The following is a 24,126-nucleotide window of genomic DNA, read 5'->3' on the forward strand; positions in this document are numbered from 1 at the left end:
CCGGACGGGGACATCAGGTCCGTGATGTCCGTACTTGAATGTCCGTATTGGACCCGATGAGGGGTCGCGCGCGGAGGCGTGTTTGCTGACAGGTTTGCCGGTACCCTTGGCTATCGAGCCCCCACCCGCCATGACGGTTCCCACCCCGGCCGCGCTGGACACGCCCGTCCTCCCCGAAGCTCCCATCCAGATGGTCGCCGCGGTTCAGGAGGCAGCACCCGCGGAAGCCGACGCCGCCAATCCCGAGGACCGCTACCGCCGCCTGTTCGAGCAGGCGCCCTGGGGCCTGTTCCAGACCACCGTCGACGGCCGCTACCTGGATGCCAACCCGGCGCTGGCCCGGTTGTACGGCTATGACAGCCGCGAGGACATGCTGGGTACCTTGACCGACATCGGCGTGCAGCTTTATGTCGACGCCGGCCGTCGCGAGGCCTTCGTGGCGGAGATGCGGGCACGTGGCGTGGTCCAGGGCTTTGAGTCCCGCATCCGCCGCCGCGACGGCACCATCATCTGGATTTCCGAGACCTGCCGCGAGGTGCGCGATGCCAACGGCCAGCCCCTTTACTACGAAGGCACGGTGGAGGAGATCACCACCCGCAAGGAGGCGGAGCAGGCCCTGCGTGCCGCCAATGAAAAGGCCCAGCGCGCCAACGAGGCGAAGGAGCGTTTCCTGGGCCTGGTGACCCATGAGTTGCGCACGCCGCTGCACGCCATCCTCGGCTTTGGCGACCTGATCGGCCAGCTGGACCAGGAAGAAGTGGCGGAGCGCGACGACTATCTGCGTGAGATCACCAGCGCCGGCAACCGGCTGCTGCGCACCATCAACCGCTTGCTGGACTATACCCGCCTGGCGTCGGGGTCCATCGCCAGCGAGCTGCAGCTGATCGAGCTGGAGCCCTTCGTCACCCGTCTGGTCCGTCAGTTCGGCGGTGGGCGGGACAAGCGCGTGCGGGTCCGGCACGACGCGGAAACGACGGCGCCCTGCGTGCTGGAGATCGACGGCAATCTGCTGAACCGCGCCCTGACCGAACTGCTGACCAATGCGCTGACCTACTCCCCGCCCGACCAGGCGGTGGTGGTGGAAATCGGCCAGCGGCGGGAGGGTGTGACCCTGCGGGTCATCGACCAGGGCCGAGGCATGTCGCCGGAGGAGTTGCAGGCCGCCGCCGTGCCTTTCGGCAGCGTCATCCTGCAGGCGCGCGCGCGTCAGCAGGGCCTGGGGCTGGGTCTGCCCATCGCGCAGAGCATCGCCAGCATGTTGGGCGGCCACCTGGATCTGGCCAGTTCCCTGCTGAACGGGACCGTCGCCACCTTGCACTTGCCGACGCCGGCGGCGCGTTAGACTCCCTGCGGCCCCGGCCGGGCGGCGCACAGCGCCTCCACCTTCGCGGCCAGGCGCTCCACCACCACCGGCTTCAGGAAAAAGGCGTCGGCGCCGCCGGCCAGCACCGCCTTCTCGTCCGACCGCTCGCTGTAACCGGTGTAGAGCACGCAGGGCAGATCGGGCCGGCGGGTCTTCAGCAGGGCGATGAGAGCCATGCCGGTCATGCCGGGCATGGTCTGGTCGCTGACGACGGCGTCGAAGGCCAGCGGATTCTCCTCGAACACCTCCAGCGCTTCGGCCGGGGTTTCGCAGATGGCGACCTCATGCCCCCGGCGCGACAGGCCTTCCAGCAGCATGTCGCCCATCTCCGCCGCATCATCCACCACCAGGATGCGCAGGCGACGGTGCGGTGCCGCCTTCACGGCCGCGGGCGCCAGCATAGGGGCCGTCACGGTGCCCGGGCCACCCACCGGCAGCAGGACACGCAGCAACGCCCCCTCCCCCTCCGCCGACATCACCGTCATGCCGCCGCCATGGGCGCGGACGATGCCGTAGACCACGGGCATCCCCAGGCCGGTGCCCCGGCCCTTGCCCTTGGTCGTGAAGAAGGGTTCGAACAGGCGGGTCATGACCTCCATGGTCATGCCGTGGCCCTCGTCCTCCACCTCCAGCACCACATGCGGGCGGGCCTTGTCGAAGGGCAGGGCCTCATGCTCGGTCCATCTCCCTTCCCTTACCCGCGCATCGTCGGGCGCGGGGCCCGGGAACAGGCGGATACGGATGCGCCCGCCCTCACCCCGGCGGGCGTCGTGAGCGTTGATCACCAGGTTCATCAGCACCTGGACCAGCTGGGTGGGATTGGCGCGCACATTGGGCACCGAGCCCGCGATCTGGAAGCTCATCTCCGTCGTGGCCGGCACGGCGGAGCGCAGGATGCCCCGCGCGTCCTCCAGCACCGCCACGGGGGACACGGCCTGCAGTTCCCCCTTGTCCGATCGGGCGAAGGTCAGGATCTGCCCCACCAGCTCCTTGGCGCGCTTGCCCACGGCGTTGATGCGGGCGACATAGCTATGGGCCTTGTCCTGCGGATCCAGGTCGTCCAGCAGGAACTCGACATAGCCCAGCATGGCGCCCAGCAGGTTGTTGAAGTCGTGCGCCACCCCGCCGGCCAGCCGGCCGATGGCCTCCATCTTGTCCTGCTGCAGGACCTGGCGCTGCAATTCCTCGCGCTCGCGCGCCACCCGGCGGGCGGCGGAGACGTCGCGCAGCACCATCACGATGTCGCCGTTGGGCCGCAGGCTCAACGTCGTCTCGTACGCCTCCATGGTGCGGCCCCAGATGCTCTCCCACGTCTCGCTCACCATGTGGGCGTAGCCGGTGGACATGAGGTCGGCGCGGCGGCGCTGGCGCCCTTCTTCCGACAGGGCGGCGGCTTCCGGGGTCAGCAGATCGCGCCAGTACCGGCCCACCACCGCCGCCTCGTCCGGCGCGCCCAGCAGGGATATGGCCGCGGGGTTGGCGTACAGCACGGTGTCGTCCCGGTCGAACAGCACGATGGCGTCCTTGGCGGCGCCCACGCCGGCCAGCATGCGCTCCAGCGCCGTCGTCCGCTCGTCCACCTGGGCGCGCAGGCGGTCACGCTCCGCCAACGTGCCGCGGAAGCGGTCCAGCGCGCGGGCGATGCCGCCGATCTCGTCGTTGCGCCCGGTGTCGGGCACGGCCACCGGCCCACCCCCGTCCAGCAGATCGATGGTCCGCGCCATGCGCGCCAGCGGCACGCCGATAATGGCGCGCACGGCGGCCACCAGCACCAGGCTGATCAGCAGCCCCGCCGCCAGGGCGGCCAGCATGATGGTGGTGCCGATGCCGGCGAAAGGCGCGCTCAAGCCCTGCACCGGCACGTCCAGCAGCAGCAGGCGGCGGCTGTCGCCCGCGAAGAACACCATGGGCACGGCATAGCGGCGGATGCGCAGGCCGTTCTTGTCCAGCCGCTCCACCTCATAGGGCTGGACCTTCAACACCTGGGCTAGTTCATCCGCGCTCAACTGGAACTGCGCCCCCTCACCCACCGTGGCCTTGGTGGCCAACAGGGCGTGGTCGGGATGGTAGGTCCAGTTGGCCTCGCGGTTGATCATGTAGATGTTGCCGCCCAGGGGCCGGCGGCTGTCCAATTCCTGCGCCCGCGCCTCCAGCGACAGGTCGGTGCCGGCCACGCCGATCAGGCGCCCGGCCACGATCACGGGAATGGTGTAGGAAATCATCCAGACGGGGCGGCCCAGCACCGTGTAGAGGTAGGGCGGGATGGCCTGGCGCACCCGGGACTGGGCCGGGCGGGTGTAATATTCGTCATGATAGAAGTCGGGGCGGATTTCGCTGGCCTTCACGCCACCCTGGCCATCAGCCACGTAATAGGTGGCGAAACGCCCGCTTTCCGGCAGGCCCAGGGTGGGGTCGCCACCCTTGAATGCCTGGTCCGGGCCCATGAAGTCCGGCTCCGCCAGGAACCAGAAGCCCACCATGTTGGGGTGGGCCACCGCCGTGCGCTCGATATACTTGGCCACCAGCCGCCGGTCGCTGGTGCCCGTGGCGACCATGCTTTCCACCTGGCGGGCCAAGCCTTCGACGAAGGCGATCTTTTCCCGGGTGATGGCGGCGATCTCGCCCGCCTGCTTGTTGGCCAGGTCCTGGCCGTAATCCACCGCGAACCGTTCCACCACCGCGCGGCTGGTGCGGACGGCCACGAAGGCCGTGCCGGCGGCCGCCAGCAGGACCAGCGGCACCAGGATCAGCAGCAGGCGGGTGGTGATGCTGCCCTGCGCGAGCGGGGCCCGCGCGGAAGGGGCGTCAGGCGGCAGGCTCACACGCCTCCTTCCCCGGCTGGGCCAGGAAGTCGGCCAACATCGTGCCGAGACCGCCACTGCTCTTTTCGGAAACGGCGGCCCCGTAGATCAGCTGCGCCGCGCGCAGACAGGGCGCGGTGATGGCCTCCGGCCCGTCGCTGAGGATCAGCAGGGGCATGCGGGGGTGCCGCGACCGGATCGCCCGGGCTAATTCCAATCCATCCATCTGCGGCATCAGCAGATCCGAAATGACGGCACGCACCGGTTGGGAGGCCAGCACGGACAGGCCCTCGCGGGCCGAGGCGGCCATGATGGGGGCGTATCCCAGGCGCCGAACCGCCTCGCACAGATAGTCGCGGAAATACGGGTTGTCGTCGACGATCAGGATGGCGCTCATTGGGATAGGCTTTCGGGCGATGAACAGGAATTGGGGGTTCAGGTTGTGGATCGCATATGACCGCAACCGTTTCCCACCCGCACCTGCCCCGAAGGCTATCGGTCCGGGGAATAGGGATAGCGAGGGATAGCGCGACGCTATCCCACAACCCTGCATGGTCGCCATGCCCCGCGCCCGGCGCCAACCGCCCCTGCGTTTCCTTCATTGCCAAGGCTTTAAGGCCCACCCAAGAGGCCAAGATCGCGTGCCCGCGTCACCGCCTCCACCCGGTTCTTGGCGCCCAGCTTGCGCAGGATGCGGCGGGTGTGCAGCTTGATCGTCACCTCCTGCAGGTCCAGCACCCGGCCGATCTCCTTGTTGGTGGCGCCGCCGGCCAGATGCTCCAGCACCTGGCACTCCCGCTCCGTCAGCAGGCCGCCGCTGTCGGACGCGGCGCCGGAACCGCCCAGGGCGGCCGGCAGGGCCCCCGCCATGCGCAGGGCCACGTCCGCCGGTACCACGCTGCCGCCCACCGCCACCACCTTCAGCATCTGCACCAGGGCCACGCTGGACAGCGTCTTGGGCAGGAAGGCGCAGGCGCCGCGGGTCAGCGCCTCGCGCGCGATGGCGGCGTCATCATGTCCCGTGACCACCGCCACCGGCGCGTCGATGCCGGCGGCGTCCAGGCGGTCCATCCCGGCGCCGCCCTCGCCCCCCGGCAGTTGCCAATCCATGACCACCAGGTCGAAGTCCTGCCCCTCCGGCTGCTGCGCCAGGGCGTCCAGTTCCTCCAGCGAGCCGACGGCGGTCAGGCTGGCCTGCGGCCAGTCCCGCGTCAGGTAAAGCTCCAGCGCGTCGCGATACATGGGGTGGTCGTCGGCGACCAACACCCGCATCGGCCTATTCGCGGCACGTTCCACGGCATCCCCCTCCGCCCCCACGATCCCCCAACGGTGGCGTCCGTTGCGCGGCGCCGTTCTTGCGGGCCATCATCCGCCCGCGCCCCGCCCAAAACAACAATTTCAAAACAACGCTTTGGCACAGGGTGCCAGCCGCCACCGGCGCCGCCCACAGGCCTCCCGTTTACATTTGTCCGCCGCATCAGATACGGTGCCGGGCAGCTTGGGTCTAAACCAGCGGCGCCGGCCTGCAATGGCGCGCCGCCTTGGGAGGTCGATATGGGAATGGTGGGGCGCGCCGGCCGCGGCGGCGCGGCGATGGGGGCTTGGCGTCACATTCTGGCAGGAAAGGTTTTGCCGGGAAAGGTTCTGGCAGGAACGGTTCTGGCGGGTGCGCTGATGACGACGCCCGTCCTGGCGGCCGATGCCCCGGCGGGGTCCGGGCCCGCCCTGACGGTGGAGCGCATGCTGGGCAGCCCGGCGCTGAACGGCCCCCGGGCGCGCGGCGTGAAATTCTCCCCCGACGGCACCCTGGTCACCTACCTGAAGGCCAAGGCCGACGACGCCAACAAGACCGATCTGTGGGCCTATGACATCAAGGCCGGCACCGACCGCCTGCTGGTCGACAGCAACCAGTTCAGCGCCAAGGAAAGCGAGGAGGAGCGCGGCCGCCGCGAGCGCCAGCGCATCCGCGATACCGGCATCGTCGACTATGGCTGGGATGATGAGGGGCGCACCCTGCTGTTCCCCATGGCGGGCGACGTCTTTGTCATGCCCCTGGGCGGCAGCCCGAAGCGCATCACCGACAGCGCCGCCACCAAGGACGCCGCCATTGACGCCCGCTTCGCCCCCGGCGGCAAGCTGGTGACCTATGTGCGCGGCAACAACCTTTATGTCTATGACCTGGTCCAGGGCCAGGAACGCGCCCTGACTCACGACGGCGCCGGCACCCTGTCCTACGGCACAGCGGAGTTCGTGGCGCAGGAGGAGCTGAAACGCAACACCGGCTATTGGTGGTCGCCCGGCGCCCGCTACATCGCCTATACCCGGGTGGACGAGTCCGACGTGCCGTTGGTCAGTCGCTATGACTACGGCGCCGAGGGCGTGACGGTGGTGCCGCAGCGCTATCCCTTCGCCGGCGGCCCCAACGCCAAGGTGACGCTGCAGGTCATGGACGCCGGCACCGGCAAGGTCGCCAGCGTCAACCTGGGCGACCCCGCCGGCTATTACCTGGCGCGCGTGGACTGGCGCCGCGACGGCTCGGAAGCGCTGGTACAGCGCCTGAGCCGGGACCAGAAGCGCCTGGACCTCTTGGCCGTGAACCCCGCCACCGGCGCCGTGCGCACCCTGCTGACGGAAGAGAGCAAGACCTTCCTGAACCTGCACGAGGATCTGCGGGCGCTGGCCAACGGCAAGATCCTGTGGGCGTCGGAGCGCACGGGCTTCAAGCACCTCTACCTCTGCGACCATGAGGCCGCCAACTGCCGCGCCCTGACCAAGGGCGACTGGATGGTGGACGCCGTGGCCGGGGTGGATGAGGCGGCGGCCCGCGTCTTCTTCACCGGCTTCCGCGAGGGGCCGCTGGACCACCACGTCTATTCCGTGGGCCTGGCCAAGGGCGACGTGAAGGCCCTGACCACCGCGGACGGCTGGCACGGCGCCGTCATGGCGGCCAAGGGGGGCAACTGGCTGCACAGCTATTCCGGCCCGCACCAGCCGCCGCAGTTGTCGGTGGAGGACGCCAAGGGCAACCGCGTGACCTGGCTGATCGAGAACAAGCTGGACGACAGCCATCCCTTCGCGCCCTACCTGGCCGGGGAGATCCAGCCGGAATACGGCGTGCTGAAGGCCGATGACGGCAGCGACCTGCACTACATGATGCTGGTGCCGCCGGGGGCCCGAGAGGCGGCGAAAGCCAGCGGCAGGAAGTATCCCGCCATCGTCAACGCCTATGGCGGCCCGGCGGCGGCCCTGGTGACCCACGCCTGGGGCGACGCCCAGACGGGCTTCACCCAAGTGCTGGCGCGCAACGGCTACGTCGTCATGGTGCTGGACAACCGGGGCACGCCGCACCGGGGCCAGGCCTTCCTGTCGGCGACATACCACCACTTCGGCTCGGTGGAGGTGGCGGACCAGGTGAAGGGCGCCAACTACCTGAAGTCCCTGCCCTTCGTGGACGGCCAGCACCTGGGCTTCTTCGGCCACAGCCACGGCGGCTTCATGACCATCATCATGCTGACCCGCGCCCCGGGCGTCTTCGCCGCCGGCGCCGCCGGCGCGCCGGTGACCGACTGGCGCCTCTACGACACCGCCTATACCGAGCGCTACCTGGGCGATCCCAAGGACGGTACGGCCTATGAGGACTCCAGCGTCTTCAAGGATTTGAAGAACATCAAGGGCCGCCTGATGGTCATCCACGGCATGGCCGACGACAACGTCTTCTTCGACAACACCACCAAGCTGCTGCGCGCCCTGCAGCAGCAGGAGACGCAGTTCGACCTGATGACCTATCCGGGCCAGCGCCACGGCTTCTACGACACCTACGCCAACATCCACCGCTACAACACCATGCTGGACTTCTTCGACCGCACCCTGCGGCCGGCCGGCAGCACCGGTGCCGTAACGGCGGGTGGCGCCCCGCAGGCCGGAACGCCGTAAGGCCGCCCCGGCGCACAGCCCCGGAAACGACAAAGCCACCGATCCAGCCGGGTCGGTGGCTTTTCCTTTGAGGCGTCTTGCTGAAGAGGCGGAAGCGTGAAGCCCGCTTACTCCGCCGCGCGCAGCACAGGTTCGGACACGTTGGCCGGCTGACCTTCCTGGATCATCTCACGCATGGTGTCGAAGCATTTGCCGCAGCGGGGCGAACACCCCTGGGCCTTGAACACCGCCCCCACGCTCTGCGCCCCCGCCCCGATATGGGTGCGGACGGTACGGCAGTTGATGGCGTTACAGACGCAGACGTACATGGCGCAGGCATCCACCCAGAGGCTGATCTGGGGGATAAGATAGTGAGAGGCGTTCGCAGAGGCAAGGATGATTCTGCGAGGCATTCGCGTATGGGTGGGGTGCGTTTTAGGACCGAGTTGGGTGACCTGACTGAAGGGGCGTTCTCGCGCCCTATTTAGTCCACAGCCCCAAAGCAAGACTTGAATAGTTAAGCCATAATAGGCTATATTTAACATAATATTCTATTATGGAGATTATCGTAAATTACGACAAGAAGGGAAATTAGGTAATGAACCAAGATGACTCACAGGGGAAAATTAATAATGTCGAGAAAATTGACTGCGGAAGCTGGAATGACTTCAAATCACGAATCATATCAGATCAGTTCAGTGATGGTAATTTCGAAAAGGGTAAATTTCTTTTCCGGGGGCAAGGCTCTGACTCATGGAAGCTAAGCACTTCTTTCGATAGATGGTATAGAGGAAAAAAAAGTGAAAAGAATATAAGTGCTGACAGTTTGTTTGAAGAATTTAAATCAGAATGCGAATTTGAAGAAATACCAGAAACACTGTGGCAGGATACGATGGCCATGCTTGGCCTTGCTCAACATCACGGCTTGCCAACTCGCTTATTGGACTGGAGCGAAAGCCCATATGTTGCCGCATTCTTCGCTTTCAGTGGCCACGTTCGCCAGGGCATCAATTTAGAAAAGTATGTTGCAGTTTGGGTTTTGGATTCAGAGAGCAAAGTTTGGAATAGAGAGAATGGTTGTGAAATAGTAAAAGTGCGCGCGCTCTGGAATCAAAGAATTAGAAATCAATTTGGTCGATTCACATACCTTCGTACTGCTGACGATACCCTTGAAGAATATGTGAATAAATTTGGCGCTGACGAGGTTCAGCTAAAAAAGTACCATATTCCTGTCCGAGATTTACGTATCGCGATGTCAGAACTGGAAGCGATGGGCCTCACCCATGCAAGGGTTTATCCCGGACTGGAAGGCAATGCGACAGCAGCGGAAGTCCGAGTAACGTTGAGGCGCCTGAGCGGCCAAAGCTAACCATCGCCAATGCCTCCTTCCTCCACCTAACCATTGATCAGCCAAATGACTCGCAGTGGGTAGCGGGCGGAGAGATTTCCGAATCCCGGATCGGAAAGAATATTTTATCGCTTAGTCGCCCTTTGCTCAGATGACGAGGAACCACGATGGAAAAATTCCTTGCACGTAGAATTTCTCACTGCCTTAAAGAAATTAATGAAACCGGTCACGGATTTTCTGGAAATAAAGAATGGACCTCCGCCATCAATCACCACCTGCGCCAAATTGTCCAGGATGAGTTCAAATATACTGTGGCCCACACCGGCCACTATGGATGGATGTTTGATGTCGCTTGGCTTGACTACGACAATTTCGAAGAGATAATACTTTCTAGATTAGTACTGGCCGTGGAGTCAGAATGGCAGACTGACATGCTCAACCTTCGGGTTGACCTTAACAAGTTGCTTGTCTCCAAGGCATTCCTATCCGTACTCATTTTCCAAAGTCGAGCAATGGCTGACGTTTCATATTATCTAGAGTTATTTGAGAGATCTATTAACAGCATCAATCCCCCTTATGAGAATGCTATTCTTTTTGCGGCACATAACTACACGAGCGAAAGTTTTGAGTTTCATTTGTGGGACGGAAGACAGCTCAGTGAACTAAGCCAACAATAGCGCCCCGGACAAGCCACCCGTGCATCGTCAGCGTTAGCCGCGCCCAGCGGTTAGACGCCCCTTACCCAGGCCGCCTGAACCCCGCCCGCGCCCGCTCTGCCTCTTCCCGCACCACACAGCCCTCGGCGTGGTCGTTGATCAGCCCCATGGCCTGCATGAAGGCGAAGACGGTGGTGGGGCCGACGAATTTCCAGCCGCGTTTCTTCAGGTCCTTGGATAGGGCGATGGAGGCGGGGGAGATGGAGACGGTCTGGGGTGGGGCGCAGTCCTCCGGCCTAGGTTCGAAACGCCAGAGATAGGCGGCCAGCGAGCCCTCCTGGCGCACCAGGTCCTGGGCGCGGGCGGCGTTGTTGATGACGGCCTCGATCTTGCCGCGATGGCGGATGATGCCCTCGTCCCGCAGCAAGCGGGCGACGTCGGCCTCGGTGAAGGTGGCGACGCGGTTGAAGTCGAAGCCGTGGAAGGCGGCGCGGAAGTTCTCGCGCTTGGCCAGGATGGTGCGCCAGCTGAGGCCCGACTGGAAGCCTTCAAGGCTCAGCTTCTCAAACAGCCGGCGGTCATCCCCCACGGGGAAGCCCCATTCGTGGTCGTGGTAGTGCAGGAACTCCGGCGCCGCCGCGCACCAGCCACAGCGGGGGCGGCCGTCGGGCGCGGATGTCGTGAGGCTCATTGACGTGGGGCTCCTTTCGGCAAAGACAGGGTCGGGGCGCCTCACGGCGCGGCGCAGAGGGGGATGGGCCGGGGCGGCGGGGGGGGATGGTCGCGGCGGTACTGGGCGATCAGCGGCGCCAGCGCCCCCTGCGGCCAATAGACGGGGGAGCCGATGGCCCGCAGGCAGGCGGCGTTCCAGTAGGCGCCCGCCTCGCCATGGGCCACGGCATCGATGTCGGCGGCTTCGGGATAGAGGTACAGGGTGGTGGGCGCGTCCTTCACCGAAGCCACGAGGGCGGCGGCATCGGCGGGCGACCAGCTGGTGCAGCCGTTGCTGCGGCCGCTGGTGTAGTCCACCAGCGTGCCCTGGAGGACATAGCCGCCGTCATCAGCGTGGGGGTCGTGCGGGGCCCGGCGCCGGCAGAAACCCTTCAGGGTCAGGGCGGCATGGCCGCCGATGGCGCGCAGGCGGGCGTTGGCGGCGTCACCCTCCCCCTCGAACTGCACGAAGGACCGCACCAGGGGCAGGTCGCCGCCGCCGGCCGCGCGGTAATAGCCCTTGAAGCTGTCCTTGATCTCGGCCGTGACATAGGCGCCGCCGGCGGTCAGTTCCGAATCCTGGGCGTTGCCGAAGTTTTTGGCGCACTCCCGCCCATTGGTGAAGTCGGCCAGGCCGTCAAGGCGCCGGCCGGCGCCGTGGCCGGCGGGGATGGCCTGAAAGGTCCGTGCCGCCTCGCAGATCACATAGAAGCGGCGGCCGGGCCCGCCGTCCTCGGCGGTGTTGGGCCGCGTCGCGTCCATGGCGAAGTAGCAGGGGTTGCGCACCGCGCCCTCCGCCACCTTGCGCCGGTAGAGCGCCTGCGCCCGGGCCAGGACCAGGGGCGCGATCTGGCCCTCCCCCTCCCCGACATGGGCGGCCAGCCAGGCGGGAACCTCCGGGGCATCGTCCGCCCGGGCCGGCGCCAGCCCCAGGACCAGGGCGCCGAGCAGCAACACCGTTCCCATCCGCGCCAGGCCCACGCTTCCCACCCTCTCTTCCCATTCGCTTCGGCCGCCGCCTTGGCGTTCGGCCCGCTGGGTGGGAGTATAGCCGTATCAGGCCGCGCGGGCCTACCGCCGGCCTGGCGGAATGGAGGGGATGATGGAGGTTCTACCGCTCAGCCGGGCATTCACCCTGATCGAGCCGGGGCCCGTGGTGCTGGTCACCACCCATGACGGCCACAAGGACAACGTGATGACCATCACCTGGACCATGGTGCTGGATTTCTCCCCGACGTTCGCCATCACCACCGGCCCCTGGAATTATTCCTATGCCGCCCTGGTCGGCACCAAGGAATGCGTGCTGTCCATCCCCACGGCCGACCTGATCGACACCGCCATCGGTATCGGCACCTGCACCGGCCGGGATACCGACAAGTTCGCGAAATTCGGCCTGAGCCGGGCACTGGCCCGGCATGTCCGGGCCCCCTTGATCCCGGAATGCCTGGCCAACATCGAGTGCCGCGTCATCGACATCGTCGACCCGCACGGCATCATCGTGCTGGAGGGCGTTGCCGCCCATATCGACAACGCGCGGGAGGAGCGCCGCATGTTGCATGCCGTGGGCGACGGCACCTTCATCATCGATGGACCCGTGCTGGACCGGAAGGAGATGATGCGGTCCAAGCTGCCCGGCGGGCTTTAGCGATCAGCCTACAGGCGCACGCTGGTGCGCAGGCCCAGCACCAAGCCGTCGCCCACCGGGGTGGTGCGGCCGGGCACCAGGACGTTGCCGCCGGGGTGCGCGACATACTGCACATTGGGCTGCAGCGTGGCCCAGCCGGCCACCACGGCCTGGTAGCTGAGCTCCACCAGCAGCTCATGGTCCCGCACCGGATAATAGGGCCGGCCGTAGTGGCGGTAGTCCTGGTCCAGGCCGGCGGCGGCGGAGCCGATCTGGGCATAGGCCACGGCCAAGCCGGCGGTGTCGTCGGCCCGGGCGGGCAGCAGGCCTTTCCAGGTCAGCCCGCCATCGGCATAGAAGGCGATAAGGTTGCGGTCGGCGGGCGCGCCCGCCAGACGCAGGAAGGCGGCCAGGCCCCCGTCCGGCTTGTCGCCCGTGTGCCACAGCGGCACGTCGGCCACGCCATAGACGCCCCAGTCGTTCTGGCGGGTCGCCGGCACACCGCCGGAGCTTGGGTCGGCCAGGGTCTGGCCGCTGGCGGCGTGGTGCTCATCGCTGAAGGGGCCGCCGTGGAACCAGGCGCCCAGCTTGAACACCGGCGCCTGTCCGCCTTCCCCCCACACGGCGCCCAGATCCGCCGGCTGGTACTGCGCCTCCACGATGGTGAAGACATCGCCGGAGAAGCTGAAGGTGGTGCCGCTGGGGTCCTGGGCCTGGGCCTCGCCCACGGCGCTGCCGGCCGGGTTGCCGGAGAAGACGGCGCCCAGGACCGTCAGCTCCGGCGTGGCGGAGACCTGGACGCGGGCGCCCGGCGTCGCCAGGGGATAGGCGGGGCCGCCACCCGGCAGGTCGGCGCCGGTGATGGCCTGCCAGCCAAAGGTGCCGTTCACGAACAGGGCGGACCCGCGGCTGGTGACGAACTCGTCATCCGCCGCCAGCTGGCCCACGCGCAGGGAGACCTGGCCGTCCCACAGGGCCTGCTGCGCCCACAGGGTGAACAGGCGGGGGCCGGGCAGCGCCTCGATATTGCTGACGGTGGCGATGTTCTGCAGGCAGCAGCGGCTGAGCCCGTGGCCGTGGATGCCGTAGGCGGTGGCGTGGAACAGCAGGCCGTGCCAGTCGAAGGCCGTCTGGGCGTCCAGCTCCACCGTCGCCTCGAACCGGCCATCGCCCACCGTGTCGCGCTTCACCCCACCCTGGGTCAGGCCGAACACCTCGCCCACATAGACCAGGTTCAGGGCCAGGCCGTTGTCCGCCAGCCGGCCGCGCAGGCCGCCCCAGTTACCCGTCAGGCCGTCGCGGTCCCAGAAGCCAGGCGGGGCGAACCCATCCGGCCCGGGCGCCTCGGCAGGGCCATCGGCGCCCGGCTGCGACGCCGGCGGCTGGGTCGAGGCCGGCTGGGTCGAGGTCGGTTGGGGCGCCGGGGCCTGTAGGGAGCCGGGCTGGTCCGCCGCCTGCTGCGCCCGGGCGGGCACAGAGGCCAGGGCCGTGGCCAGGGCCAGCGTGGTCCGGAAAAGGGCGTGGCCGACCATCCGCATCCCCGTCCCCCTACTGTGCCGCGGCATCGAGGATGCGCCGCGTCATGTCGCTGACGAAGGTCTGCAGGTCGGCGTCCCGCCGCCCGCCCTGCACCTCCACCTGGCCGAAGACCTGGGCCTGGTAGCGGCCCCCGCGATAGAGCCGCAGTTCCACCGAGATCAGGCGGTGGGTGCCGAACAGCCGGCCAGCGGCGGAGCGGGGCGGCCCCACGCTGCGCGAGGCGCCGGCCGCATAGGGGTTGGCGCGGAAGGTCCATTCGACACGATCGGACGCCGCGCCGTCCGGCGGGGCGGCACCGGCGGCGGCGAATGATTGCCCGCCGCCGGGCGTGTTCCTGCCGGCGGTGTTCATCACGATGGCCAGGAACGGCGCCACCTCCCGCGGCAGGAAGCCCGGCAGGTCGCCGACAGCCGTCACCGCCAGGACGCCGCCCTCGGCCAGGGCGGGGAACGCCCGGCCGGCCAGCGCCGCAGCCGCCATGCCCAGCACCACGCCCCGGCGGGACGGCGGCGGCAGGGGGACGGACGGCAGACGGGGCGGCATCACGGCATCTCGGCAAACATCCAGGATGGCGATTGAGATAGCAGACGCCAGCGCCCGGCGCCGCCGCAACCCATCGTTGTCATAAAACGACAACGAAGCCGGCGGGCCCGGCTTATGTGGAACGCGCCCATAAGAAAGGCCGGGCGCATGACGCGTCCGGCCTTCCCCCAAATTCCGTGCGCGACGGAGCGGCGTCTTACGACTCCGACCCCATCTGCTCCTGCTGGTAGTTCTGCAGGCCCACGCGCTGGATCAGGTCCTGCTGGGTTTCCAGCCAGTCAATGTGCTCTTCGGTGTCTTCCAGGATTTCCCGCAGGATCTCCTTGCTCTGGAAGTCGCGCACCGATTCGGCGTAGGTCATGGCGTCCTGCAGGCAGGTGCGGTTGTGCCGCTCGATGGACAGGTCGCCCTCGAACATCTCCGGCACATCCTCGCCGATCTTCAGCTTCAGCAGGTCCTGCAGGTTGGGCAGGCCCTCCAGGAACAGGATGCGCTCGATCAACTTGTCGGCGTGCTTCATCTCGCCGATGGATTCCTCATAGACCTTCTTGGCCAGGCGCATCAGGCCCCAGTTCTTCAGCATGCGGGCATGCAGGAAGTACTGGTTGATGGCGGTCAGCTCGTTGGTGAGGATCTTGTTCAGGTGAACGATGACCTGCGGATCGCCCTTCATCACTTATTCTCCTTATAGGCGGGGCCCATTCCGAAACCGGACCACGACACCGTCTGCCGCGCGGCGCTTGCAAAAGCGTCCAGCGGCGCGCGGCAGACGGTACCAGGGACGGATTAAACTTCGACTTGGGTCCCCAATTCCACCACGCGATTGGGCGGAATGTCGAAAAATGTCGTTGCGGACAAGGCCGTGGCCGACAGGGCGATGAAGACCTGCTCCTGCCAGCGGGTGAGGTCGGAGCGGCTGGACGGCACCAGGGTCTCGCGCCCCAGGAAGAACGAGGTCTCCGCCAAATCGATGGCCAGGCCCAGCGGGCGGCACTCGGCCAGGGCGCGCGGCACGTTGGGCTGTTCCATGAAGCCGAAATGGGCGGTGACGGAGAAGAAGCCCTTGCCCAGCTTTTCCATCGACACACGGCGTTCCCGCGTCACCCACGGCACCTCTTCCGTCAGCACCCGCATCAGCACCACGCGCTCGTGCAGCACCTTGTTGTGCTTCAGGTTGTGCAGCAGGGCGTGTGGCACCTTATCGACGCTGCCGGTCATGAACACGGCGGTGCCGGCCACGCGCACCGGCGTGCGGTCCGCCCGTTCCAGGAACAGCGACATGGGCAAGGCGTCGCGATAGATGCGGTCGTACAGCACCTTGCGGCCCAGCCGCCAGGTGGAGACCAGAACGAACACGCCCAAGCCCACCGTCAGGGGCAGCCAGCCGCCCTGGGGGATCTTCAGGCAGTTGGCGGTCAGGAAGCTGAAGTCGATGAACAGGAAGAAGCCGAAGACGATGGCGGCGCGCGGCCGGCTCCACCCCCACACGTCGCGGGCGGTGAACAGCGCCATGATGGTGGTGATGGCCATGCTGCCCGTCACCGCCAGGCCGTAGGCATCGGTCAGCTTGGCGGAACTGCCGAACATGATGACCAGCGCCACCACGGCCACCAGCAGGGCCCAGTTGATGCGCGGCACATAGACCTGGCCGATCTCGCTTTCCGAGGTGTGGCGGATTTCCATGCGGGGCATGTAGCCCAGCTGCACCGCCTGGCGGGTCAGGGAGAACACGCCGGAAATGACGGCCTGGCTGGCGATGATGGTCGCCGCCGTGGACAGCACCACCAGGGGCAGCAGCAGGAATTCCGGCACCAGCAGGAAGAAGGGATTGTCGATGGCCTCGGGCTTGCTGAGCAGCAGGGCGCCCTGGCCAAAATAGTTCAGCACCAGCGCCGGGAAGACCACGGCCACCCAGGCATGGCGAATGGGCCGGCGGCCGAAGTGGCCCATGTCGGCGTAAAGCGCCTCGCCACCGGTGAAGGACAGGACGGCGGCGCCCAGGATGTAGAACACCGACCAGCCGTGGTTGAAGGCCAAATCCAGGGCGTAGCGCGGATCCAGCGCCTTCAGCACATGGGGAACCTGAAGGATGTGGACGACGCCCATGGCGCCCAGGCAGGCGAACCAGAAGCACATCACCGGCCCGAACAGCCGGCCGACCGTATTGGTGCCGCCACTCTGGATCAGGAACAGCCCCACCAGGATGACCACGGTGATGGGCACCACCCAATGCTGCACGTCGGGGGCGGAAATCTCCAGCCCCTCCACCGCCGACAGCACGGACACGGCCGGGGTGATCATGCCGTCGCCGTAGAACAGCGCCAGGCCCAGCATGGCCAGCACGGTCATCAGCCGGCGTTGCGAGCGCGACCGGTCCTTGCCGCTGAGCGCAAGGGTGGAGAGGGAGAGGATGCCGCCCTCGCCCTTGTTGTCGGCGCGCAGGATCAGGACGACGTACTTCAGCGTCACCACCAGCACCAGCGACCACACCACCATCGACAGGAAGCCGAAGATGTTGGCCTCGTTCAGCGGCATGCCCGTGATGGCAGGGTCGAACGCCGTGTGCATGGTGTAGAGGGGGCTGGTGCCGATGTCGCCGTAGACGACACCCAAAGCCCCGAGGGTCAGGGCCCAGTGGCGGCGACCGGCGTCGTGCTGGTCGCTAGAGTGGCTGGATTGCATCGGTGGGGATCGGCGTGGACTGCGTTAGGATGACGTGTTCTGGGACCGGTCGGGGCACATAGCTAAAAGAGATAGGTATCCGATAGCAACGAAACGACAGTTGAAACACGACATCGGTGGCAAAGCGGCCGGATCGACCACGCCACCACCCTGGGACGGATTACGACCGCAGTCAACCATGACATCGCAGGTGCAACATGGGGCGGGTCCGTCCGGCGCTTGAAAAAACGACATTTCTCGTCGCTTGGGCTATGGTGGCGGAAGCCCTGCAACCCCCGCTGAACAAACGGTTTTTAGCCCGTGCCGCCCCATCGCCGACTGGCCCGCCTGCACCAACGCCGCATCACCGTCGACGGCCGCCCCTTCGCCACCCTGAAGGGGGTGCCGGCCTTGCGCTGGCAGGATCCCTACCACTTCCTGCTCAGCATCTCCTGGGGTGGATTCTTCGGCCTGGCCCTGGCCATCTACCTGATCGCCAACCTGATTTTCGCCGGCCTGTACCTGATGGAGCCGGGCGGCGTCACCAACGCCCGCATCGGGTCCTTCACCGACGCCTTCTTTTTCAGCGTGCAGACGCTGGGCACCATGGGCTATGGCGTCATGGCGCCCAACACCGTCTACGCCAATAGCGTTGCGGCCGCCGAGTCCTTCACCGGCATGCTGGGCGTGGCCCAGATCACCGGCCTGATCTTCGCCCGCTTCTCCCGTCCCAAGGCGCTGATCCTGTTCAGCCGCAACATCCTGTTCACCCAGCATGACGGGCACCCGGTGCTGATGCTGCGGGCGGGCAACACGCGCGGCAACCAGATCCTGGAGGCCGAGGCCAGCGTGTCGTTCAGCACCATGCGCATCACGGAAGAGGGCACCATGATGCGCGGGTTCGAGGAGCTGAAGCTGGTGCGGGCCAGGTCGCCCCTGTTCGCCCTGTCCTGGACCATCGTCCACCGCATCGACGAGAGCAGCCCGCTGTACGGCCAAACGGAATGGACCCTGCGGCAAAGCCACGCGACCTTCATCGTCCTGCTGAGCGGCACCGACGAAAACTATTCGCAGAAGGTCTACAGCCGCAAAACCTACGAAGCCGGCGACGTGCTATGGGGCCAGCGCTTCGTCGACATCATCAAGGTGCACGACGATGGCCACCGCCTGCTGGATTTTGGCCGCTTCCATGACACCGAGCCGCAGCGCCTGCCCAGGCCACAGCCGGACGCCGGGGCACGTGAACCTGGCATGAACGCGTAAACCGGCCGTTAACGACTAGCCGATATACATAGACCGGAAGGCGTAAAAGCCGGCGCGGAATCCCTTCGCACCGGACCGCCGCAACCCTCCCCGCTGGAGTGTCCGGTGCCCCGGCAACCGATCGTGACCCTGGCCCATTTCCTCACCAGCGGCGACGACATGCGCCCGCTGCTGACGCCGGCCGGACACAGCCATGCCGTCGCCCGGGAACGCCATGGCCTGATCATCGGCCGGGTGCGCATGTTGGCCCTGCTGCTGGCGGCCCTGACCGTGGCCTGGGTGGGTGTGGACGCGATGAGTTTCCGCTGGCCCGCCTGGGGCGCCCTGGCCGCCGACCGGCTGGTCAGCGCCGGCTGCTTCCTGACCCTGGCCTGCCATCCCCGCTGGCGCCGGGGCCGCCTGGGCATCGCCCCGGCGCTGGGCCTGCTGGTGGGCATCAGCCTGGCCTTCTACCTGACCGCGCAGCTCATGCTGGGCCTGATGGGCGCCAGTGCCCCGGGCTTTTTAGGCGAAGGTGCTGCCAACACCGCCTACAACGACCTGCCCTACATCACGGCCGCCGGCTTGGCCCTGTTCCCCTTGACGGCGCTGGAAAGCGGATTGGCCGGCCTGGCCATCCTGGGCGCCACCGCCCTTTCCATGACGGTCTGGCCCGAGATCCTGGAGGGCGAGTCCCTAGCCAACGCCCTGTGGCACGTGCTGGTCACCACCGGCATCGCCGGGATCGCCGGCATTTGCCAGCTGCGCCTGCTGATCACCCTGACGGACCAGGCCAGCCGCGATGGCCTGACCCAGGCCCTGACCCGGCAGGCGGGAGCCGAGTTGCTGGCCGTGCGCTTCGCCAACGCCGAACGCCTGGCCCAGCCGCTGACGCTGGCCTTCTTCGACCTGGACCAGTTCAAGGATGTCAACGACCGCTACGGCCATGAGGCTGGCGACACCGTCCTGTGCGAGGCGGCCCGCCGCATTCGCGCCAACGTGCGCGACAGCGACACGCTGGTGCGCTGGGGCGGGGAGGAGTTCCTGCTGATCCTGCCGGCGACCACCCTGGCCGACGCCCTGCCCATCATCGACCGCCTGGCGGACGGCGGCCTGGGCCTGCGCCCCAACGGCAACCCACAGACGGCCAGCATCGGCCTGGCGGAACGGATGTCCGACGGCAGCCGCGACTGGAACGACCTGGTGGCCATGTCGGACGTGCGCATGTATGCCGCCAAGCGCGCCGGCCGCAATCGTTACACCGCCGTCGCCGGCTGCCTGATCCCCTTCATCCGCCCCGACCTTGCCGGCGCGGCTTAGTTTTGGGTTCCCTCATGCGCCGGTGCCGCCGTCCGGCGGCATGGTTCCCCATGCCGCCGCTTTTACTGGGCTACCCTCTTACTGGGCAGCAACCGGGCAGGTGTCGCCGGACCCCCCATCCAGGTCCAGGCACCGGCCATCGACATCACCGGCTGCCAGCTTGAAGCCCACCAGGGCCGCCAGCGTCGGCATGATGTCGACGGTCTCGACCGACAGCGGCTGTTCGAAGCCGGTGATGCCCTTGCGCCAGAACAGGATGGGCACGCGCCGGTCATAGTCCCAGGGGCTGCCGTGGGTGGCGATGTAGCTGGCCGGCTTGGACGGGATGGCGGTGATGCGCGGCTTCAGGAAGACCACCAGGTCACCCGACCGGCTGGGGTCGAACGAGGCCCGTGCGCGGTCCAGCAGGCTCCACGCGTCGGGGGCGCCGGTCGGCGCCGGCGCGGCCGCCACCTCCGCCGCGGTGTAGACGGCCGCCACCTGCGGGTCGGCGCGGTACAGGGCCAGCGTTTCGTTCAGCACCTTGGTCCGCCAGGTGCCGGCGACCGTCGGACCCACCCATACGTCGCCGTTGCCACCGCCGAACAGCAGCTCCGCGCCATCCACGCCCAGGGGCGCCACCTTCTTGCCCAGGTTCTCGGACACCAGGCCGTCGTCCTCGCGCGCCGCCATCGGCATGCCGCGCAGGCGCTCACGTTCGGGGATATCATTGCCGCCGTGGTCGGCCGACAGGGCCAGGACATAGTCCACCCCGGTGGCGTCCAGGGCGGCGACCAGCTTGCCCAGCGTACGGTCCAGGTTGGCCACCTGGATGCACATCTCGGACCCTTCGGTGCCGTAGCTGTGGCCGATATAGTCGGTCGCTGAGGCGCCGACGGTCAGCACGTCGACGGACTTGCCGTGGCCCAGCTTCATGTCCTTGATCAGGCGGACGGCCAGGTCGACGATGGCGGCGTCGAACGCGGGGGATGCCCGCCACTGCGCCTCCGCCTTGGGGCCCGGCTGGCGGGCGAAACGGCCGTTGCCGACCGTCAGGACGTCGTCCTTCCTCTCCACCGCCACCGGCATGTCGATGGCTTTGCACCATTCCGGCTCGGCATATTCTTTGGCGGGCTTGGCGATCTCGGCCATGGCGGCCTCATTCACGGCGGCCACGGCCGCCGGCGCGGTGCGGCCTTCGTAGGAGATGAAGCCCTGCCCGTCCTTCCAGAACCACAGCTCGTCCACGGCGTGGCCGCCCATCATGATGGCGGCGCGGTCCTTGCCGGCGACGGAAACGGTGCGCACATCCGGGTCGGCCGCCTTCATCCGCTCACCCAGCGTCGGCACCTTCAGGTGCACGTCGGAGGGAACATAGGCCTTATAGCTGCCCTTGCTCTCATCCTCGGCGCAGTAGATCTTGCCTGGCCGGGGGCCCTTGAAGCTGTACCAGTCGTTGGCGATGATGCCGGTGCGGGCCGGGTGGTCGCCGGTCATCAGCGTGGAATGGCCGGGGCAGGTTTCCGTCGCCGCATGGCTCTGATAGCCGTTGGGGAAGACCGCCCCCTCCGTCAGCCGGCGCAGGCCGCCGGTGAAATGGCTGCGGTATTGCTGGAACAGGTCGGTGGAGAACTGGTCGACCGAGACCAGCACGATCAGCTTGGGGGCCGGCGCCTCGGCATCCGCCGCAACGGCGGGCACGGCCATCAGGGTGGCCACGGCGCACACCTGCGCCATCAGGGGCGCCACCATCCTGGAATACCAACGCGTCATCACATCCCCCTGCTCACCCCTTGCGACCGGCGGCCCTGGCGCCCGGTCCCCATGCGACCGGGCGACGCAGGCCCGCACCCTTGTTTTCCATCGGCGGCCGGATCGCAACAGATGTCTGGCGTTGTCGTTGAAATGTCATGTGTTTCGCCCGGCTTGTCGCCGCGGGGCGCGTGACTTAAGGTGGAAATGCTGGGGTGGCGTCATCTTGGGGGATGCATGACGGCGTTGGAAGTGCGGGGGCTGGCCAAGGCGTTCAGCCGGCCGGCGGTGCGGGGCCTGGATCTGACCATCGCGCCCGGCGAGTTCTACGGCCTGCTGGGCCCCAACGGCGCGGGCAAGACCACAACGCTGCGCATGATCGTGGGCCTGCTGCGGCCGGACGCCGGCAGCGTCCGCGTTTTCGGCGTCGACGCCCTGGCCGACCCCATCGCGGCTAAGCGCCAGGTGGCCTGGCTGCCGGATGAGCCGCTGATCTACGACAAGCTGACACCACTGGAGTTCCTGGAATTCGTGGCCGGCCTGTGGGGGGTGCCCGCCACCGATGCCAGCGCGCGGGCGGAGGAACTGCTGCACCGCCTGGACCTGTGGGATCACCGGGCGGAGCGGTGCGAAGGTTTCTCGCGGGGCATGAAGCAAAAGGCGGCCCTGGCCGGCGCCCTGATCCACGACCCGTGCCTGCTGATCCTGGACGAACCGCTGACCGGCCTGGACGCCGCCATCGCCCGCGAGGTGAAGGATATCCTGGTGGAGCGGGTGCGGGCAGGTGCGACGATCATCCTGACCACCCATATCCTGGACGTGGCCGAGCGGCTGGTCAGCCGCATCGGCATCATCCAGGACGGCCGGCTGCTGGCCGAGGGCACGCTGGCGGAATTGCGCGGCCGGGTGGGCCGTGACGACAGCACCCTGGAGGACGTGTTCCTGGACCTGGTGGCAGCCCCGGCCAACACCGAGCGGGAACCGGCATGACCGCCGCTACCCTGCGCCCGGGAACCTTGGCGTGGCTGCTGCGGCATGAGCTGCGCCTGGCCGCACGGGCCATCAGACTGTCATCCCCCGGCGTCTGGATCACCCTGCTGACCATGGTGATCCTGTTCCACGTCCTGGGCGCCTTCATGGCCCTGGGTGCCAGCCGGGGTGCGGCCGACATGCAGCCGGCAATCGGCGCCATGGTGGCGGCGCTGGCCTGCTGCTTCATGATGGGCACGGCCATCTACCGCGCCATGGACACGATCTATGCCCGGGGGGACTACGACCTGCTGCTGTCATCCCCCTTGTCGCCCACCGTCATCCTGCCGGCTCGTGCCCTGGCGGTGATGGCCGGGACCCTGCTGTTTCCCGCTGCCCTGATCCTGCCCATCGCCAACATGGGCGCCATCTTCGGCCATCCCAACTGGCTGGCCGCCTACGTGGCCCTGCCCGCCCTGGCCCTGGCCGTGACGGGCGTCGCCCTGCTGGTGGCGCTGTTGCTGGTGCGCTGGGTGGGTGTCCGGCGCGCCCGCGTCGTGGGCCAGGGCATCGCCGCCTTCACCGGCATGCTCATGGGACTGGCGGGGCAGATCCCCCGCCTGCTGATCCCGCATATCGACTGGATGGCGCGCGCCGACGGGCTGCGGCACGGGCCGCTGGCGGCCATCGTGCTGCTGCCGGGCCACGCGCTGCTGGGCGACCCGCTATCCCTGGCCATCCTGGTCATCGCTTGCGTCAGCATCTTCGCCGGCGTGACCGCCCGCTGGGGTTCCACCTTCGTCGCCACGGCCGCCGCCGCGGCCGGCGCCACGACAGCCGCAACCAAGGCGCCGACCAAGGCCCACCAGTTCCAGGACCGCCTGGGCCCGCTGCTGCGCCGCAAGGAATGGCGGCTGATGCGCCGCCACCCGCAACTGCCCCTGCTGCTGTTCCAGCAGATGAGCGGCGCCATCATCCTGGTCATTTCCATGCAGGACCAGTGGCGAACCGACCCGTTGACCCTGGCCGCCCTGGTGGTGCCCTTGGCCGCCCTGACGGCCGGCACCCTGGCCAAGCTGGCCCTGGCCGACGGGGCCGCCGACCTGATCAACGCCGCCCCGGTCACGCCCAAGCGCCTGCGCCAGGCCAAGGTGGAGGCGGCCGGCCTGCCGCCCCTGGTGGCGGTGGCCGTGGTGGCCGCCCTGGCCGGCGGCGTCAGCCTGTGGGGCACGCTGACCATCCTCAGCTGCGGCATCGCCGCCACCTTTTGCGCCGTGGTGGCCAGCCTGTGGGTGCAACCGGTCAGCGGAAGCGAGGTGGACCAGGTGCTGAAGCCGCGCAAGGGTGCCACCGGCAAGGTGGTGGGCCGCACCCTGCTGGAAATGATGATGAGCTACGGCTGGATGGGCGCCACCGTCCTGATGCTGCACCACAACCCCTTCGCCCTGTTGGTGGCGGGCGGACTGCTGGGCCTGGTCGCCATCCTTCGGGCGCCTTTATAAGTTGCTTCAGGCGCCGGCGGGGCATCCGCCCCTTGGCTATCCTCAGTTTCCAGTCCGCTGCGCTCCCCGGAAACTTCCGGCGGACGCGGTCGCGCCTTATGTCATTCTCTCAGGCGCCGGCGGGGCATCCGCCCCTTGGCTATCCTCAGTTTCCAGTCCGCTGCGCTCCCCGGAAACTTCCGGCGGACGCGGTCGCGCCTTATG

Annotated in this window: 20 protein-coding genes; 9 read left to right on the plus strand and 11 right to left on the minus strand. The window is 67.4% G+C overall.

The window, feature by feature from the left end; genetic code table 11:
• Window positions 1–130: 130 nt before the first annotated feature.
• On the plus strand, window positions 131–1,342 hold the full coding sequence (locus FBZ88_RS09360; protein ID WP_145616562.1) for a PAS domain-containing sensor histidine kinase: 1,212 nt from the start codon (window positions 131–133) through the stop codon (window positions 1,340–1,342).
• Here FBZ88_RS09360 and FBZ88_RS09365 read toward each other — a convergent pair.
• The 3 genes from FBZ88_RS09365 to FBZ88_RS09375 all read right to left on the minus strand — a co-directional run bounded on the left by FBZ88_RS09365 (window position 1,339) and on the right by FBZ88_RS09375 (window position 5,436).
• A complete protein-coding gene (locus FBZ88_RS09365; RefSeq protein WP_145616563.1) occupies window positions 1,339–4,185 on the minus strand; it encodes an ATP-binding protein in 2,847 nt (948 codons plus the stop codon). The genes FBZ88_RS09360 and FBZ88_RS09365 overlap by 4 nt on opposite strands.
• Complete coding sequence (locus tag FBZ88_RS09370; protein ID WP_186464297.1) at window positions 4,169–4,561, minus strand: response regulator; 393 nt, start codon at window positions 4,559–4,561, stop codon at window positions 4,169–4,171. Before FBZ88_RS09370 ends, FBZ88_RS09365 begins: the two co-directional genes overlap by 17 nt.
• 215 nt (window positions 4,562–4,776) lie before the next feature.
• A complete protein-coding gene (locus FBZ88_RS09375) occupies window positions 4,777–5,436 on the minus strand; it encodes a response regulator transcription factor (RefSeq protein WP_145616565.1) in 660 nt (219 codons plus the stop codon).
• 402 nt (window positions 5,437–5,838) lie between these two features.
• On the opposite strand from FBZ88_RS09375, the gene FBZ88_RS09380 reads away from it, so the two are divergent.
• Window positions 5,839–8,097, plus strand: coding sequence for a S9 family peptidase (locus tag FBZ88_RS09380; protein ID WP_186464298.1), 2,259 nt, complete (start codon window positions 5,839–5,841; stop codon window positions 8,095–8,097).
• Window positions 8,098–8,204: 107 nt separating this feature from the next.
• Here the strand turns inward: FBZ88_RS09380 and FBZ88_RS09385 are convergent, their stop codons facing one another.
• Window positions 8,205–8,405, minus strand: a complete 201-nt coding sequence (locus FBZ88_RS09385; protein WP_145616567.1) for a (2Fe-2S)-binding protein — start codon at window positions 8,403–8,405, stop codon at window positions 8,205–8,207.
• Between the two features lie 269 nt (window positions 8,406–8,674).
• Between FBZ88_RS09385 and FBZ88_RS09390 the strand changes: the two genes are divergently transcribed.
• The gene (locus FBZ88_RS09390) at window positions 8,675–9,445 is read left to right on the plus strand and encodes an FRG domain-containing protein (RefSeq protein WP_145616568.1); all 771 of its coding nucleotides are present in this window, start codon (window positions 8,675–8,677) and stop codon (window positions 9,443–9,445) included.
• 146 nt (window positions 9,446–9,591) lie between these two features.
• Window positions 9,592–10,101 (plus strand): hypothetical protein, encoded by a 510-nt coding sequence (locus FBZ88_RS09395; protein ID WP_145616569.1) that lies wholly within the window; start codon window positions 9,592–9,594, stop codon window positions 10,099–10,101.
• Window positions 10,102–10,162: 61 nt separating this feature from the next.
• Here FBZ88_RS09395 and FBZ88_RS09400 read toward each other — a convergent pair whose 3' ends face one another.
• Both FBZ88_RS09400 and FBZ88_RS09405 read right to left on the minus strand, forming a co-directional pair.
• Window positions 10,163–10,771, minus strand: a complete 609-nt coding sequence (locus FBZ88_RS09400) for a DNA-3-methyladenine glycosylase I (RefSeq protein ID WP_145616570.1) — start codon at window positions 10,769–10,771, stop codon at window positions 10,163–10,165.
• Between the two features lie 41 nt (window positions 10,772–10,812).
• Window positions 10,813–11,781 (minus strand): hypothetical protein, encoded by a 969-nt coding sequence (locus FBZ88_RS09405; protein WP_211102586.1) that lies wholly within the window; start codon window positions 11,779–11,781, stop codon window positions 10,813–10,815.
• A 109-nt stretch (window positions 11,782–11,890) separates the two neighbouring features.
• Here FBZ88_RS09405 and FBZ88_RS09410 point away from each other — a divergent pair, with 109 nt between their 5' ends.
• Window positions 11,891–12,436, plus strand: a complete 546-nt coding sequence (locus tag FBZ88_RS09410) for a flavin reductase family protein (RefSeq protein WP_326487089.1) — start codon at window positions 11,891–11,893, stop codon at window positions 12,434–12,436.
• A gap of 8 nt (window positions 12,437–12,444) precedes the next feature.
• Here FBZ88_RS09410 and FBZ88_RS09415 read toward each other — a convergent pair whose 3' ends face one another.
• The 4 genes from FBZ88_RS09415 to FBZ88_RS09430 all read right to left on the minus strand — a co-directional run bounded on the left by FBZ88_RS09415 (window position 12,445) and on the right by FBZ88_RS09430 (window position 17,179).
• Window positions 12,445–13,953 carry a carbohydrate porin gene (locus tag FBZ88_RS09415; RefSeq protein ID WP_186464299.1) on the minus strand — a complete coding sequence of 503 codons (1,509 nt, stop codon included), beginning with the start codon at window positions 13,951–13,953 and terminating at the stop codon, window positions 12,445–12,447.
• 10 nt (window positions 13,954–13,963) lie between these two features.
• A complete protein-coding gene (locus tag FBZ88_RS09420) occupies window positions 13,964–14,497 on the minus strand; it encodes a hypothetical protein (protein ID WP_145616572.1) in 534 nt (177 codons plus the stop codon).
• Between the two features lie 196 nt (window positions 14,498–14,693).
• Complete coding sequence (bfr, locus tag FBZ88_RS09425; RefSeq protein WP_004271553.1) at window positions 14,694–15,170, minus strand: bacterioferritin; 477 nt, start codon at window positions 15,168–15,170, stop codon at window positions 14,694–14,696.
• 113 nt (window positions 15,171–15,283) lie between these two features.
• Window positions 15,284–17,179, minus strand: a complete 1,896-nt coding sequence (locus FBZ88_RS09430) for a potassium transporter Kup (protein WP_088874295.1) — start codon at window positions 17,177–17,179, stop codon at window positions 15,284–15,286.
• 300 nt (window positions 17,180–17,479) lie between these two features.
• Here FBZ88_RS09430 and FBZ88_RS09435 point away from each other — a divergent pair, with 300 nt between their 5' ends.
• Window positions 17,480–18,421, plus strand: a complete 942-nt coding sequence (locus tag FBZ88_RS09435) for an ion channel (RefSeq protein WP_145616573.1) — start codon at window positions 17,480–17,482, stop codon at window positions 18,419–18,421.
• Between the two features lie 105 nt (window positions 18,422–18,526).
• Window positions 18,527–19,720, plus strand: coding sequence for a GGDEF domain-containing protein (locus FBZ88_RS09440; protein WP_145616574.1), 1,194 nt, complete (start codon window positions 18,527–18,529; stop codon window positions 19,718–19,720).
• 78 nt (window positions 19,721–19,798) lie between these two features.
• Here the strand turns inward: FBZ88_RS09440 and FBZ88_RS09445 are convergent, their stop codons facing one another.
• Entirely contained in the window at window positions 19,799–21,472 is a 1,674-nt protein-coding gene (locus FBZ88_RS09445) for an alkaline phosphatase family protein (protein ID WP_211102587.1), read from the minus strand.
• Between the two features lie 216 nt (window positions 21,473–21,688).
• Between FBZ88_RS09445 and FBZ88_RS09450 the strand changes: the two genes are divergently transcribed.
• The gene (locus FBZ88_RS09450) at window positions 21,689–22,441 is read left to right on the plus strand and encodes an ABC transporter ATP-binding protein (RefSeq protein WP_145616575.1); all 753 of its coding nucleotides are present in this window, start codon (window positions 21,689–21,691) and stop codon (window positions 22,439–22,441) included.
• Window positions 22,438–23,922 (plus strand): hypothetical protein, encoded by a 1,485-nt coding sequence (locus tag FBZ88_RS09455; RefSeq protein WP_145616576.1) that lies wholly within the window; start codon window positions 22,438–22,440, stop codon window positions 23,920–23,922. The genes FBZ88_RS09450 and FBZ88_RS09455 overlap by 4 nt, the downstream gene beginning before the upstream one ends.
• Window positions 23,923–24,126: the final 204 nt, after the last annotated feature.

The sequence above is a fragment of the Nitrospirillum bahiense genome, from assembly GCF_007828025.1.
Lineage (GTDB): Bacteria > Pseudomonadota > Alphaproteobacteria > Azospirillales > Azospirillaceae > Nitrospirillum > Nitrospirillum amazonense.

What these genes read in the sequence shown, in the direction of transcription:
- FBZ88_RS09360 (WP_145616562.1), top strand. Translation starts at nt 131, where the DNA reads ATGACGGTTCCCACCCCGGCCGCGCTGGACACGCCCGTCCTCCCCGAA.
- FBZ88_RS09370 (WP_186464297.1), bottom strand. Translation starts at nt 4,561, where the DNA reads ATGAGCGCCATCCTGATCGTCGACGACAACCCGTATTTCCGCGACTAT.
- FBZ88_RS09375 (WP_145616565.1), bottom strand. Translation starts at nt 5,436, where the DNA reads ATGCGGGTGTTGGTCGCCGACGACCACCCCATGTATCGCGACGCGCTG.
- FBZ88_RS09380 (WP_186464298.1), top strand. Translation starts at nt 5,839, where the DNA reads ATGACGACGCCCGTCCTGGCGGCCGATGCCCCGGCGGGGTCCGGGCCC.
- FBZ88_RS09385 (WP_145616567.1), bottom strand. Translation starts at nt 8,405, where the DNA reads ATGTACGTCTGCGTCTGTAACGCCATCAACTGCCGTACCGTCCGCACC.
- FBZ88_RS09390 (WP_145616568.1), top strand. Translation starts at nt 8,675, where the DNA reads ATGAACCAAGATGACTCACAGGGGAAAATTAATAATGTCGAGAAAATT.
- FBZ88_RS09395 (WP_145616569.1), top strand. Translation starts at nt 9,592, where the DNA reads ATGGAAAAATTCCTTGCACGTAGAATTTCTCACTGCCTTAAAGAAATT.
- FBZ88_RS09400 (WP_145616570.1), bottom strand. Translation starts at nt 10,771, where the DNA reads ATGAGCCTCACGACATCCGCGCCCGACGGCCGCCCCCGCTGTGGCTGG.
- FBZ88_RS09410 (WP_326487089.1), top strand. Translation starts at nt 11,891, where the DNA reads ATGATGGAGGTTCTACCGCTCAGCCGGGCATTCACCCTGATCGAGCCG.
- FBZ88_RS09415 (WP_186464299.1), bottom strand. Translation starts at nt 13,953, where the DNA reads ATGCGGATGGTCGGCCACGCCCTTTTCCGGACCACGCTGGCCCTGGCC.
- FBZ88_RS09420 (WP_145616572.1), bottom strand. Translation starts at nt 14,497, where the DNA reads ATGCCGCCCCGTCTGCCGTCCGTCCCCCTGCCGCCGCCGTCCCGCCGG.
- bfr (WP_004271553.1), bottom strand. Translation starts at nt 15,170, where the DNA reads ATGAAGGGCGATCCGCAGGTCATCGTTCACCTGAACAAGATCCTCACC.
- FBZ88_RS09430 (WP_088874295.1), bottom strand. Translation starts at nt 17,179, where the DNA reads ATGCAATCCAGCCACTCTAGCGACCAGCACGACGCCGGTCGCCGCCAC.
- FBZ88_RS09445 (WP_211102587.1), bottom strand. Translation starts at nt 21,472, where the DNA reads ATGACGCGTTGGTATTCCAGGATGGTGGCGCCCCTGATGGCGCAGGTG.
- FBZ88_RS09450 (WP_145616575.1), top strand. Translation starts at nt 21,689, where the DNA reads ATGACGGCGTTGGAAGTGCGGGGGCTGGCCAAGGCGTTCAGCCGGCCG.
- FBZ88_RS09455 (WP_145616576.1), top strand. Translation starts at nt 22,438, where the DNA reads ATGACCGCCGCTACCCTGCGCCCGGGAACCTTGGCGTGGCTGCTGCGG.